The organism is Kitasatospora sp. NPDC089797, assembly GCF_040684795.1.
Taxonomy (GTDB): domain Bacteria; phylum Actinomycetota; class Actinomycetes; order Streptomycetales; family Streptomycetaceae; genus Kitasatospora.
Window position 1 is genome coordinate 47,936 of sequence record NZ_JBFBGS010000001.1, and the last position, 12,448, is coordinate 60,383.

The 12,448-nt window shown below is 68.3% G+C and carries 12 protein-coding genes and 2 pseudogenes; 8 read left to right on the forward strand and 6 right to left on the reverse strand.

Annotated features, from left to right (window positions below; all coding sequences use genetic code 11):
• Nucleotides 1-131 precede the first annotated feature (131 nt).
• Nucleotides 132-275 (forward strand): annotated as a pseudogene (locus tag AB0O91_RS00235) (IS5/IS1182 family transposase); the annotation flags it as partial.
• Here AB0O91_RS00235 and AB0O91_RS00240 read toward each other — a convergent pair.
• Nucleotides 265-453 (reverse strand): hypothetical protein, encoded by a 189-nt coding sequence (locus AB0O91_RS00240; RefSeq protein WP_363426649.1) that lies wholly within the window; start codon nucleotides 451-453, stop codon nucleotides 265-267. The pseudogene AB0O91_RS00235 and the gene AB0O91_RS00240 overlap by 11 nt on opposite strands.
• Nucleotides 454-1,397: 944 nt before the next feature.
• Between AB0O91_RS00240 and AB0O91_RS00245 the strand changes: the two genes are divergently transcribed.
• The gene (locus AB0O91_RS00245; protein WP_363426651.1) at nucleotides 1,398-1,631 is read left to right on the forward strand and encodes a hypothetical protein; all 234 of its coding nucleotides are present in this window, start codon (nucleotides 1,398-1,400) and stop codon (nucleotides 1,629-1,631) included.
• Between the two features lie 7 nt (nucleotides 1,632-1,638).
• Here the strand turns inward: AB0O91_RS00245 and AB0O91_RS00250 are convergent, their stop codons facing one another.
• The 3 genes and pseudogenes from AB0O91_RS00250 to AB0O91_RS00260 all read right to left on the reverse strand — a co-directional run bounded on the left by AB0O91_RS00250 (nucleotide 1,639) and on the right by AB0O91_RS00260 (nucleotide 3,401).
• A complete protein-coding gene (locus AB0O91_RS00250; protein ID WP_363426653.1) occupies nucleotides 1,639-1,818 on the reverse strand; it encodes a hypothetical protein in 180 nt (59 codons plus the stop codon).
• 20 nt (nucleotides 1,819-1,838) lie between these two features.
• A pseudogene (locus AB0O91_RS00255) lies at nucleotides 1,839-2,066 on the reverse strand (transposase); the annotation flags it as partial.
• A 342-nt stretch (nucleotides 2,067-2,408) separates the two neighbouring features.
• On the reverse strand, nucleotides 2,409-3,401 hold the full coding sequence (locus AB0O91_RS00260; protein ID WP_363426655.1) for a hypothetical protein: 993 nt from the start codon (nucleotides 3,399-3,401) through the stop codon (nucleotides 2,409-2,411).
• Between the two features lie 1,183 nt (nucleotides 3,402-4,584).
• On the opposite strand from AB0O91_RS00260, the gene AB0O91_RS00265 reads away from it, so the two are divergent.
• From AB0O91_RS00265 to AB0O91_RS00285, 5 genes are all read left to right on the forward strand, one after another.
• The gene (locus AB0O91_RS00265; RefSeq protein WP_363426657.1) at nucleotides 4,585-5,469 is read left to right on the forward strand and encodes a C1 family peptidase; all 885 of its coding nucleotides are present in this window, start codon (nucleotides 4,585-4,587) and stop codon (nucleotides 5,467-5,469) included.
• A gap of 523 nt (nucleotides 5,470-5,992) precedes the next feature.
• Entirely contained in the window at nucleotides 5,993-8,314 is a 2,322-nt protein-coding gene (locus AB0O91_RS00270; protein ID WP_363426659.1) for a ribosome-inactivating family protein, read from the forward strand.
• A 290-nt stretch (nucleotides 8,315-8,604) separates the two neighbouring features.
• Complete coding sequence (locus AB0O91_RS00275) at nucleotides 8,605-9,237, forward strand: hypothetical protein (protein WP_363426661.1); 633 nt, start codon at nucleotides 8,605-8,607, stop codon at nucleotides 9,235-9,237.
• A 241-nt stretch (nucleotides 9,238-9,478) separates the two neighbouring features.
• On the forward strand, nucleotides 9,479-10,189 hold the full coding sequence (locus tag AB0O91_RS00280) for a DUF1524 domain-containing protein (protein WP_363426663.1): 711 nt from the start codon (nucleotides 9,479-9,481) through the stop codon (nucleotides 10,187-10,189).
• On the forward strand, nucleotides 10,186-10,491 hold the full coding sequence (locus AB0O91_RS00285; RefSeq protein ID WP_363426664.1) for a hypothetical protein: 306 nt from the start codon (nucleotides 10,186-10,188) through the stop codon (nucleotides 10,489-10,491). Before AB0O91_RS00280 ends, AB0O91_RS00285 begins: the two co-directional genes overlap by 4 nt.
• 33 nt (nucleotides 10,492-10,524) lie before the next feature.
• Here the strand turns inward: AB0O91_RS00285 and AB0O91_RS00290 are convergent, their stop codons facing one another.
• Entirely contained in the window at nucleotides 10,525-10,971 is a 447-nt protein-coding gene (locus AB0O91_RS00290) for a hypothetical protein (RefSeq protein WP_363426666.1), read from the reverse strand.
• Between the two features lie 266 nt (nucleotides 10,972-11,237).
• Here AB0O91_RS00290 and AB0O91_RS00295 point away from each other — a divergent pair, with 266 nt between their 5' ends.
• Nucleotides 11,238-11,861 carry a hypothetical protein gene (locus AB0O91_RS00295; protein ID WP_363426667.1) on the forward strand — a complete coding sequence of 208 codons (624 nt, stop codon included), beginning with the start codon at nucleotides 11,238-11,240 and terminating at the stop codon, nucleotides 11,859-11,861.
• A gap of 147 nt (nucleotides 11,862-12,008) precedes the next feature.
• On the opposite strand, the gene AB0O91_RS00300 is transcribed toward AB0O91_RS00295, so the two are convergent.
• Nucleotides 12,009-12,395: a DUF6193 family natural product biosynthesis protein gene (locus tag AB0O91_RS00300; RefSeq protein ID WP_363426669.1), complete on the reverse strand. Its 387-nt coding sequence runs from the start codon at nucleotides 12,393-12,395 to the stop codon at nucleotides 12,009-12,011.
• Nucleotides 12,396-12,448: the final 53 nt, after the last annotated feature.

Genomic DNA, 12,448 nt, shown 5'->3' on the forward strand with positions numbered 1-12,448 from the left:
GTCGGCGGGGGCCTGCCGGACGGCCACGGCGGTGGCCGTGCGGTGTCTCGGCGGTCGTCGGGACGGCGGGACCGCGGAAGTCGCGGCCGGGTCCAGCGCCTGAACCGCAGCTCGGGGCTGGGCGAGTCGCACGCAGGGCCCGGGCCCGAGTCGAACACGTCTTCTCGCGGATGAAGAACTGGAAGGTCCTCCGCGACTCCCGCCTGCGCGGAACCGGAGTGCACCACGCCGTGCTCGGCGTCGCGCGGCTCCACAGCCTCGCGATCAGCGGATGAGCTGGTCCCACCTCACCGTGAACTCCTCGCGTCCGTCCAGTGTCGTGACGCCGTGCGGCGAGGTGGAGACCGTCACGACCCCGTCCCCGGCCGTCGCCTCGGCGTCGCCCTGGATCACGCACGCCACCGTGACCTCGACGGGGTAGTCGGATTCGGGGGTCAGCTCACCGAGCTCCACAAAAAATCGGCCACTTGTCGATCAGTAACCAGGACTGTCCCGCAGCATCGATGAACCGGACCTCGACGATGCCGGGGAACGGATCGTCGTCCACCCACCGCACAGCTTCACAGCGCAGCTGAAGCACTCAGGCCCCCATCCCAGACTCGCTCCGAGCGGCAACGACCGCCAGTATGACCGAGGCCGCCATCGACCTACGGGACAGCCTCAGGCAAGCCAACGGGCGCTATGCCGGTGGCGCCCGGGCTCGATCTCGATGTCCGGCACCAGTCCCGTTCGAAGCAGATCGAGCTGGCGTCGTGTCATTTGACGAGCGCGCCGCTCTTCAATGTAGGCGAGAGCGGCCACCGCCCCTCCTCGCGTATCACTGCGGGCGAAGGAGTACACGGCAACGGACCGCTGAACCTCTTGTGGCAACGGGCGCCGCCCCTCCAGCGCGGCTGAGCGCAAGCGCTCGGAGCTGTAGCGAAGCTCGCGCACCAGGACTTCCCTCCACGGGCTCCCGGGACGCGAAGCTGCCTGTCCCGAGCGGGCAGCCTTGCGGCGCATGTGGTGGGCACTTCTGGCCATGCCCCCACTCCTACCGTAGGAGTCCACTGCGCCGCCAGCGGTTTTTCTCGACCCCCCGCGGCCTTCGTCGAGTTCAGGTGCGTCCTCGGTCGGAGCACATGGTCAGACGAAGGCCGTGTCCACGTCCGGCGAACTCCCGGACGAGTGAACTCGTCCGAGAAGCGCGCGTGAGCGTGACACCATGGGCCGCGTGATGACGAACCGAAAGGTCCATGCCGCGTAGACGGCCGACGGACGTCCGGACCAGCTTCCCCTCGCTCCGGACACGGGCTTCGAGACCCGCGATCGACGGTGTCTCCTCGCGGGCGCTCTCCGAGGCGGCCCGCCTCGAACGCACCCGGAACTACCTGCAACCAGGGGATATCACCGTCGCTGTGCGTCTGTGGCGGGACCACGTTCGCCGCTCCAAGCGGCAGCAGTGGCACGACCACGAGCGGGGCAACGTGCACTGGTACTGCTGCGGCGACCCGTTCGAGGCGCGCGCCCTCATCGACACGGTGATGAACGCGATGTCACCTCGGGGCGCCCGCGAACTCCGGAAGATCATCAACAGGCTTGACGCCGCCTACAGCATCCCCCTGTCGCCGCATGACGGCGAAGGAGGATGAAGCAAGCTCAGGGGGCGAGTGCCGGCGCGGGAGTTGGGTCGGACTCATCGCCCAGGATGGCGAAGTTGACGGCCCGCACGGCCTCGGCGTACTCCTCGTCGCTGACGGTGGGGTCGTCGGCGGCCGTGGCCAGCCACTGCTGGGCGTTGGTGGGGCAGGAGGCGAGGTCGGAGGGAATGCGCAGCATGGCGGGCATCCGATGGCGCGTCAGTCTGTGCTTGATCCGGTGTGGTTGTGGGTGGTGCCGACCTTGTGGTGAGCTGGTCGGCGGTAGAGCTCACCGGTCGTCAGGAATAGGCCCGAGGCGAAGTGATTTGCGGGCTGGCGGTTTTTCGAGCCGAGCGAGCGCCCGGGGCCGGGGCGGGTGGGTTTCGGTACCGCGGGCGGCGGTGAGGTTCTGGAGCGCAGGTGTCGGAATCCGCGTCGCACCCGGGCAAGGGGTGAGCTCGTCCGGTATGGCCCACGTGCGCTTCGACGTGACGAACGGGTGCATGGCGTCTCCTTCGGTGGCTCGGACGCACATCGTCCGTACAAGTCAGCTGACCATGCATCAGCGAGGTCGCCTGCTCTCCCGCCGTGCGTGGTGGTGCGGGCCCGGCGATTCTGCCGTTCGGCGGGATGGCCCAGAGCATCGCCAGCCGTCCCGATCCTCTCTCGGCCGGCTCGTTCGAGGGCGTTCTCGCCCGCACCGGGCAACACCCCTACCGCACAGCAGCCGACGCGCCACCTCGCGGTCGGTGGCGGCTTGCTCGCCTGCTGTGAAGTGCCCGGCCATCGTCAGTGCACGGGCGAGCCCCTTTGCACTTTTTCTGAGACTTCCGAGAGAAGGTCGCGGACGGGGCCAGCAGTCGCATGCCCAGAAAAAAGCTCTCGGAGTATTTTCAGTGAATTTGGTGGCGGCCAGGAGAATAGCATAATGGATTCGCGCGCCATGTCCACGGAGGCTTCGAGGTCATTAGCTGCAAGCTGTGCGCGTGCAACGGTCAAAAGATTTTGATAAGTAATGGCTGGGATCTGGGGAAGTCCTTGCCGAGAACGGAACTTGTTATGTTCGGCATAGTGGTCGAGCGCTTTTCGAGGATGGTGCGCGTCCAGCCACACATGGCCGATCGAGGCGGGGAGCCAGGCCTCATTGACATTCGCGAACGTTCGATCGAGGAAGTTCGCCCTGGTGGTGAGAGTTTCGGTGGCCAGCCCGATGCTTCGGACGCTGGCCATGATGTCGCCCATCCGGGCTCGGGCCCGGGCTTCACGGATGTGCAGCACCACCTCCAGGTGGGGTGACGTGTTGGCCGACCGGGCGGCGGTCGTCACCGTGAGCGCGTCCATGGGGTCACCGGCGACCAGGTGGAGGTGGATGAGGACGTCGATGGCATTCGCAAGAATCAGGGCAGAGCCCGACCGCGCTGCGCACCGTATGGCTGACAGGCTGTTGGCCTCTGCCCGGGAGTAGTCGCCGAGGTTGGTGGCGAGCTGCGCGGCTATCCGTCCTGCGGCAGAGGCGTTCGTGTACAGGCGTGCGCCAACGGTGGGGCCATAGCTCCCATATCTCAGAACCTCCTGAACAGCCTGGTACTCATTGCGGGCGAGCCGGTAGGCGATCACTGGATGGATGAGAAAGGACTTGTCCGCCAGGGAGGCGATGCCTGACTCGATCGCCGAGAGAGCGTCTGAGGTGACCGGCTGGTTCCCTTCGGCCGAAGCCGGTTCGGGCAGGACGGCCAGACATTCCGCCAGGACGGATGACAGGCGTGGGCCGGTGATTCGCAAGACCGGGCCGGCCGCGGGAAGCGTGTACGGACCCGTGCCTCCGGCCGCCCGATCCCGGTCGGCCGGGCCCCGCGCGGAGAGTGGTGGGGCGGCACTGCCCCGGTGGAGCCAGAGGGGCCAGCCGAGGCGCCGAACCACCTCCACCGGGACCTGATGGAGGTGGGCCATTGCGATCTGCGCCCGGGTGGTTGGGGTAGCTCTCCCATTCTCCCAACGATTTATTTTCTCGCGTGTCGCTTTTATTTCTCCGAATCCAAGTGCGCGGTACGTATCGGAAAGGAGAGCGGCATAGGAGAGCTGCGTATCCCCTGTCATTATGCGGAGGAGTGTAAGAGGGTGGGGCTCTCGCAACGGTGACCCTCCAGGGTGCTTGGAACGCATCGTGCGGATCTCGCCTGGTGAAGGTTAGCAGCACCTGCCGAAAAAATGCCACCAGCATTCTCCGGCTTGCCGCCGACCCGATGGGCACATTGAAGAGTCGACAGTGCGCGGGGAATATGCCCGCGAGTCTGGCGAATAGAACATTTATTCTGTGGTCTATTCCTCTGGATGCTGTCGTCACACCGAAGTCACAGCGAGGAACCCTTGTCGGGCGGTCCGGTGCGGGGATTTCCTGATGGTGCGTCACCGGGCCAGAGAGAACGACCGGCCCGAACGGTAGCGACGGTCGAAGGAAAGGGGCCCGAGCCCGGGCACACCCGACACCCTCATGACGGTTGCCAGACGGTGCGCTCTGTCAGAACACGACTGTGGCCGGACCTGGCCGCACGCCCGAGAGACGACGATCGGGGAGGAATCATGGTGATATCCGGGCAGTGCCTGGCGGAGCCTCAGTGCTTCAGGTTCGTGCCGGCGCTTCCCCTCAGCGCGGCCCGTCGACGGGCGCCCCCGGCACGGGCGCCTCCGGCGGTTGGCCTGGCTGCCGGGTCATCGACGCCCCCGCCTGATCATCTGACCGAAACGACGACGATCTCTGTGCTAGTACCGGATGCCGCAGTTCCGGTCGTCACCGCGTCGGGGCCAGCACAGAAGCCGAGGCTCGCGCCCTTCGCACCTTGAGCCGAAGCCATCTTCTTGTCCGAGGCAAGTCCGGCGGTCCCTCGGGAACCTGCCCGACTCCGCCTGTCCTGCGCCCACACACACCATGCGGCTCCGATCTTCCCAGAGCCGGAAAGGAATCCCTGTGAGCACTCCAACCCGCTACGGCCAGGTCACCGTCCTGGTTCTCGCGGCCGCGTTCGCCGCCGTCGCCACGGTACCGGCGGCCGCGGCCGCCACCCACCCGACACTCATGGAAGGCCACGCCTTCGGAGCCCTGCTCGACCCCGGCCAGATGCGTGTCCACACCGCGCTGCCCGTCCACCCCGTGCCCAAGGATCTGCCGGCGAGCGTCGACCTCAGTGGCTATCTGCCCATGGTGGGCAACCAGGGACAGGTCGGGTCGTGCATGGCCTGGGCCCTCGACTACAACGCCATCGGGCTCGTCGAGGCCGAACAGGGCATCAAGGGCGCGCCCCACGCGCCCATGTACACCTACGCCCAGATATCGCAGGGCCACGACGGCGGCAGCACCGCCGCCCAGAACCTGGCGATCGTCACCTCCCAGGGCCTGGACACCAAGGCGGACTACTGGCAGGGCGACACCGACTTCACCACCCAGCCCGACGACAACGAGAGGGCCAACGCCGCCAACTGGAAGCTGTCCGGCTACAACACGCTCGACACGGGCACCGCGCTCGTCGACGAGGTGAAGACCGCCCTCGCGCAGGGACAGCCGGTCATCTTCGGATTCAACGTGTACAAGAGCTTCGGGCAGCTGCAGGACCCCAGCCTCGCCTCGAGCTACAGCTACTACCCCACCCCGGAGGAACTCGCGGGCCAGCCCATCGCGGGCCATGGCGGTGCCATCGTCGGGTACAACGACCAGGGAGTGAAGATCGCCAACTCCTGGGGAAGCAACTGGGGCGACCACGGCTACTACACGGTGCCCTGGAAGTTCGTCACCGACCAGATGCGCGAGGCCAACGCCATCGGGGGCATGACTGCCACCGGAGGCGGCGTCTCCTGAGCTTCGCCCCCGCCCGGGCCGGGGCGAACAGGGCCGGTCAGCGAGCCGGCAGTGACCGCCGGCGGGACACCGCACTGTCCTAAAACACGGTTACCCGCGCCTCCGGCAACAGGCCGATAACACAGATGCACATACGCCCATGCCTGACAGGCCCCGCCCGGGGCTTGTTACCACCATGCCACGGCCTGAGGCCGTGCACCATGGCGGCGACAAGCCCCGGTCACCGGGTCCAGCCCGATCGGGGGCATGCGCGTCGAAGATGCAGCCGGTGCCGGCGCCTCATGTGCGGCCCGCAGCCGCCCCGGGCACCGTGCCCGGCTGCAATCGCCTAACCAGGAACAGATTGCACACGACACATCCGTCCCACCGATGTCGAATCCGAACTGCGGTCAAGACGCGCGGTCCCCAGCGGCGCCGTCGCACCGGCAACCCGGGTGCTCCCCGCAGTAACAGGAGCTCGGTACGACCGGGCCGTGCTCCGCGGCGGCCTATCGGAACGGGGACAGACCTGGAAGGAAACCGCATGAGTACACGTCTGATCAGCCTTCTCCTCGCGTTCGCCACCTTCGTGGCCACGCTCGGCGCCTCCCTTGCCTTCGCGGCGGCCTACCCGGGCCCTTCGCAGAACTTCCGCGAACCTGCGATCGCTCCCGAACCCAAAACCGTCCACCTCGTACTCGACAGCGACCCCGACCGCGGGCGGGAAGACTACAAGCAGTTCATGGACGACATCCGTGCGGTCCTCCAGGACGCCGGCGCCCGCCCGATCCCCAACGCCAACCCCGCCGCCACCAGCCTGCTCTTCACACAACGCGATGCGCAGCGCCTGCTGAGGATCCAGATCCTCGACAGCACGGGCCAGGGGGCGCAGTTGTTCATGCGCGCGGACAACCTGTACCTCACAGGGTTCTCCCTCGTGGAGAACTCCTCCGCCCAGAACACCTACTACTTCCTCAACCCCCAGATCTCAGCCAACGGGAACCGAATTCCGGATCCCGACTTCGCGCCCTACCGGTCGGTCGACGGCTACACAACGGTCAATCTGCCGTACGGGAGCGTCAACTACGACGGCCTGAGCAGGGAGGCCGGCGGCCAAGCAGTCGGTGACGTGGCACTCGGGGGAACCGCGCTTGCGCAGAACATCAGCAACTTCGTTTCCGCCATGAGGAGGTACACCACCACCGGCTTCGCCACCCAGTCGGACCGTCAGAACGTCGCCCGCGCGATCTTGGCCTGGGCGGTCACCGTCGCCGAAGCCACCCGGTTCACCACCATCAGGGCCAGGGCGACCCAGCACTGGGGTGACGCCTGGACCCTCGGGGCACAAGCCCCGGACGCACTTGCGCGGCTCACCGACTACCGGCAGATGTCCGACGTGGCCCTGGAGTTCGCCGCAGGAGACGAACCGACACTCCCGGTCGAGATCGAGCACCAGTCCATGTCGGCCGTCGTTGTCCTCGGCCTGCTCGCCGTCGCACTGGGACCGAAATGCGACGCAGGCGGCGGCGCACAGCCGCGCGTTGGTCGGGCGGTGAGCCAGGACTTCTGCCCGGCGGGACAACCGTTCGCCGACGCCGCGCTTCCCGTTCCTGGTTCCGCGACGGATCTCTACTTCTTCCGGGGGAGCGAGTACATCCGGTACAAGGCCACCGGCGGCGAGGCCGTCACCGAAGGCCCGACCGACATCGTCAACCTCTGGCCCGTACTGCGTGGGACAGTCTTCCAGGCGGGATTCGACTCGGTCACGCCCATGAGAGGGTCTGCGGACGGTGAGTTCTACATGTTCCGCGGCGACCAGGTCGCGACGTTCAATCCCAGGACCGGGAAGTTCACCCTGTCTCCGGTCGCGATCGAAGCCAAGTGGCCCGGCCTCACGGACACAGTGTGGGCCCGCGGGATTCCGGCCATCGTGCCGGTGCCGGGCGTGGCGGACCCGACGTACTACGTGATCCGCGGTGACATGTACGCAATCTTGAACACCGCGGTCGGCGGCGTCACCGGTGACCAGCCCCTCAGCCACCTCAACCTGAAAGGCGGGTTCGGCAGCGGCATCGACTTCGCCGCGGTCACCCCCGACGACGGCAGCGACTTCTACCTCTTCCGGGGAGATCAGTACCTGCGCTACTACACGCTCAAGGGATCCGGTGACGCCTACAACATCGACGACCAGTGGAAGAAGGCGCCGGCCCTCAAATTCGCCCGCTCCATCGACAGCGGCCTCCCCATCCCCCCGTACGGATCCAGTTCCTTCGCCTATCTGTTCAGCAGGAACAGGTATGCGACGTACAACCTCGCGGACCCGAACGCCTACTTCGGACCGCTGTCCAACTGGAAGGGCCTGCCAGCGGACTTCCAGAGCGGATTCGACGCCGTGGTGAGCACTCCCGACGGCACCGGAGACATGTGGATCTTCCGTGGGAACCTGTGGCTTCGCTACTACAAGAAGACTGACAGCGCGGGAAGCGCATACCCGATCGCAGCCCAGTGGCACGACCTGCCGGCCGAGTTCAACTCGGGTATCCAGTGGGGCTACCTCATCCCGGGCACCCAACGAGTCATCCTGGGCCGGGCCGACCGTGTCGTCGAGTACGACCTGCAGAAGAACAACGTCGTCAGCTCCCAGTCCCTCCTCGAGCGCTGGCCCGGCCTGAAGGACAGCGGGTTCGACTACATTCTCACCACCGTCATGCCGGTCCCCGGTAAACCCGACGACATCTACCTCCTCCGCGGCGCACGGGTCCAGGAGTACGACACCAGGAGCAACACGCTCCTCGGCCACAAACCTTGGCCCGTCTCCTGCCAGTGGCGCGGGCTCCTGGGACGCACGGACTGCCCGGCCCCGTAGCGTCCGACCGCCTTCCTCACTCGCCCCAGCCCCGCACAGAACGCAGGAAGCCAGCTCGGCCACCCCATGTTGGTGCCCCCAGAACGTCACAGCCTGGGGGCACCAACGAGCGTGTCCCGGGGCCCGGCGCCGGCCGACGAACACGTCCGCGACCGAACGGCTCATGGCCGTCATTGAGGTGTGACAGCAGAGCGCGGTACTCGGCCCGGGCTGTGCGCGGTTAGGTTTCAGCACTTCGAAACGCGCCTGGCCGTTGGTCGGCCAGTGCGACGCCAGATCAGGAGCAGTCAATGCACGCACCTCTGTTCGATCCACGTGTGGGCGCGGGCCAACTAATCGCCATACTCTTCAAACGGATCAAGAACCACGAACAACCCGACGGCACCTGGCCGGTGCTCGACGTCACCGCGACCTTGTTCAACTGGTTGACCGAGATTGGCGTCAGCGTCTCCGGCGACGCGGATATCCCCGCCCCGGACTGTCCCGCCAAGCGCCGGGCCGTCGAGCAGCCCCAGGCCCCGATACACACCCGCAACGACGCGGGTACCGGCTACCACCGTGCACCGCCGCCCGCTACCAGGGCCGCCACCACCAAGGAGGACCAGGCGATCACCCAGCCCGACCGCAAAGCCGCAGCCACGCCCCAACCAGCCACTGTCCACGAGCTGCGCGCCACGCTGTCCCGCTACGGCCTGCCCGGCGACCGCGACCTCTTCGAGCGGGACCTGGCCGTAGCCCTCGACACCTCCCTGCTCGACGACCTCGCCGCCGTCGCCGAGGTCATCGCCACCTACCGCCATCGCCTTATCCGGCGCACCAGCCCCGAGGCCAAGAACGCCCTCGCCGCACCGGCCGACGGGCAGCGGTGGACCCCAGCCAGTGAGGCCTTAGCCCGGCTCCGCGCGGCTGGCGGGGACCGGTGACCAGCGTGGTCCCGGCGCCGCCGAGATGCGATCTGCTGCGCCATGACGCTCAAGCTCTCGCCCGGTGAACCGGTGACCGGTCCGGTGAGGCAGGCCCGAGGGCCGGCAATCCACCGTCCGGCCCGTCGGGCGCCGGTGCCGACGGCCGTGCCGGGGTTTCCCGGCCGGGCTGTGAAGGCCGTGGCGGTGTCGTGGCGCGCCGATTTGGTGACGGGGTGTCGGGGTCGGCAGGCTGTCCGCTATGCGTATCTCCTCGACGTCCCCCAGGCGGGCCGCGGCCGGTGCGGGCGTACTGCTGCTCGCGGGCTCGTTCCTCGGGGCCTGTTCGAAGCCGGCCGGCCACGATGCCCGGGTGAAGCCGGCGCCGCCCGCCGCAGCGGGGGCCTGGCCGGGGCCGGCGCTGTCGTCGCTGTCCGCGGCGCGGGCCGAGCTGGAAGCGCTGACCGTCGCCGAGCAGCGGCCGATGACCGGGTACACCCGGGGTCAGTTCCTCACGGCCTGGGAGTCGCAGGGGAAGAACTGCGACACCCGCAAGGCGGTGCTCAAACGCGACGGCCAGGCGGTGGCCACCGACGCCGACTGCAAGCCGACCTCCGGCACCTGGGTCAGCCCCTACGACGGCCTGACCATCACCGACGCCAACAAACTCGACATCGACCACCTGGTCCCGCTCGCGGCGGCTTGGCGGGCCGGCGCCGACAGCTGGACCCACGAGATGCGCAACGCCCTGGGCAACGACCTGACCAGGCCCCAGCTCCTCGCCGTCTCGGCCGCCTCCAACCGCAGCAAGGGCGACCAGACCCCCGACCAGTGGAAGCCCCCGCTCCAGTCGGCGTGGTGCGGCTACGCCCGGGCCTGGACCGGCGTCAAGGCGTACTACAAGTTGACGGTGACCAAGCCGGAGAAGGCCGCCGTCGCCCAGATGCTCGATACCTGCCCGGCCGGCTCGTGACCACCGCCGACCGCCCCGCCGCCGGGGCCGAGCCGCTCGTCACCACCGGCATCGCGGCGGGCCCGGGCGGCGTCATGACCGTCGAGGTCGGCGTCGTCACCGGCGACCTCACCCTGCGCACCACCTGGGACGGCCGCCGGGCGGTCCTGGACGTGCGGTACGACGGCGCCGATGAGTGGTACACCGTGGAGGGCTCCCCGGTGCCCGCCGCCACCGCCGCCGCGGCCGAAGACACCCACCACGCGATGACCGCCGCCGTGCGCCGCGGCGGTGCGGCCACCGCGGCGGACCTCGGCGGCTGAGCATCCGCTGCACCGCCCGTTCGAAGGGCCGCGTCAGCGAAGCGGCGGGGACGGGCGGGGCAGGAAGGTCTCGCGGATGAGCGCCACGGCGCCCGCCGCGTCCAGCCGGTCCCCGCCGAAGCCAAACACCAGACAGCGGATGATGAGCCAGTGCATGAGCGCCGCCCGCTGGGTCTCGCCGTCGGCGGCCCGCCAGATCTCGGCGGCGGCCCCCACACCCTCCACCCGGAAGGCCAGCCGCACCGCCAGGGCCAAGGCGACGTCCGGCTGCGCCCCGTCGCGCGGGCGCTGCGTCCGGACGTCGCCGGGCGTCGCGGCCAGCGGGGCGAGCAGTGCGCAGGCTCCGGCCCACACGGTCTCCGGCCCCCGCCGTTCGAGTTCGGTGATCATCCAGCGCCCTGATACCGGGCTGGCCGTGTTGACGGTGTCTTCGACCGCTGTGTCGATGAGCTCCTGGAGCTGGAGGACGGTGCCGTTCATCCTGGGACCGTACCTCGGCCAGGAGCCTGCGAAGCGGTCAACGCAGGCGGGGTCGGACCGGTCGCAACGATGGAGAGCCACCACCGCCCCGGCCTGACGAAGGTCGACGAGCTCGCCAGCTGAGTGTCGACGGTCACGCGCGGGCAGGCACCTTCGGCAGCATCCTGGTGAATCAGAGTGTTGACCGGCCGAATCCCCAACCGGTAGTGATCTTGATCGCGATATCCAGGTGTCCGTCGGCCAGGGGAGCACTAGCCTGAGCGGCCGTGAGTACGGATATCCACGGCGGCATCGAATTCCGCCATCCCGGCGTCGACGCCGGCTGCTACGACGGCGAGCCGTGGGCTATGGCGATGGACCTGTGGCCGCTGTACGACCAGAGCGACTACGCGGCCTTCGGCTGCCTCTTCGGGGTGCGCAACTACGCGGGCTTCCGTCCGCTCGCTGCTGACCGCGGCCTTCCTCCTGACCTGTCGGGTGGCCTGCGGGCCGAGCTGGAGCCGATGGTGGAAGCCGGGGATCTGCATGGCGCCACCTGGGTCAGCTGGGCGGAGATCAGCCGGCTCGACCCTGCTTCCACTCCCGTCCACTACACCGGCCGGTTGACCTGGTCGACGGTGTCCCTGCCGTCGCTCTTGCACCAGCGGCTCGTACCCGACCAGTGGCCTTCGGACGCACTCGACGCCGTGGGCCCGCCGCCTGTCGGCCTCGACCGTTCCGCTCACCTCACGGAGTGGAACGCCGGGGACCTGCACTGCCGTTACGAACCCCTGACTGCTGGCTCTCTCCTGGGCAGTTCCTCCCAGTGGCCGCACGTCTTCGCCGTGATGAAGGCACTGGCGGACCGTTTCGGAGAGGAGGAAGTCCGGCTCGTTGTCGCCTTCGACTGACGCGTGTGCGCCTCTGGATCCGCACCAACGGCGCCCCCGGCCGGAGGGCGCCGAGTGGGGGGTTGCGGCGGTCAGCCGGCCTTCGCGGGTGCTTCGGTCCGCGCCCGGGTGGAGGCGAGGCGGTAGGAGTCGGTGCCGGTCTCGATGCTATGCCTCGAGATGCTCGTGGAGCGCCGCTACAGCCGTGGCCACGGCGTCGTCAGCGCTGGTCGTTTCGAGCAGCGCCTGGGCCGGATCGTGCTTGTGCGCCACTGAATAGGTGCCCCCGGGGAGGAGCGCGATGGACACGGGGAGCACCTGGCCGGCGCCCACCCAATGCCGGCTAGCAGTGCTGAAACACAGCCTGGCATGGCTGGTGAAGGGATAGAACTGGGCGAGTGCGCTGTTCCGAGCTGCGTCAACGAGTGCTTCCATGATCGGGGGCACCCATGTCGTAGTGGAGCTTCGCGACCGTTCGTCCCACTCTGCGGCGGCACGCGCCCGAAAGTCCCACTCCGCCTCGACCGACTCGCGGGAATCGCCCGGTACGTCCATGCTCAGCTCCCCCTCTGAAGTGCTTTCGGCACCCTAGTGCCCGAGGGCCTGCG

Bases quoted from the DNA above. Each gene is read 5' to 3' on its own strand.
- AB0O91_RS00290 (WP_363426666.1), bottom strand. From the start codon at position 10,971: ATGAACGGCACCGTCCTCCAGCTCCAGGAGCTCATCGACACAGCGGTC.
- AB0O91_RS00250 (WP_363426653.1), bottom strand. From the start codon at position 1,818: ATGCTGCGCATTCCCTCCGACCTCGCCTCCTGCCCCACCAACGCCCAG.
- AB0O91_RS00280 (WP_363426663.1), top strand. From the start codon at position 9,479: ATGCGTATCTCCTCGACGTCCCCCAGGCGGGCCGCGGCCGGTGCGGGC.
- AB0O91_RS00300 (WP_363426669.1), bottom strand. From the start codon at position 12,395: ATGGACGTACCGGGCGATTCCCGCGAGTCGGTCGAGGCGGAGTGGGAC.
- AB0O91_RS00275 (WP_363426661.1), top strand. From the start codon at position 8,605: ATGCACGCACCTCTGTTCGATCCACGTGTGGGCGCGGGCCAACTAATC.
- AB0O91_RS00270 (WP_363426659.1), top strand. From the start codon at position 5,993: ATGAGTACACGTCTGATCAGCCTTCTCCTCGCGTTCGCCACCTTCGTG.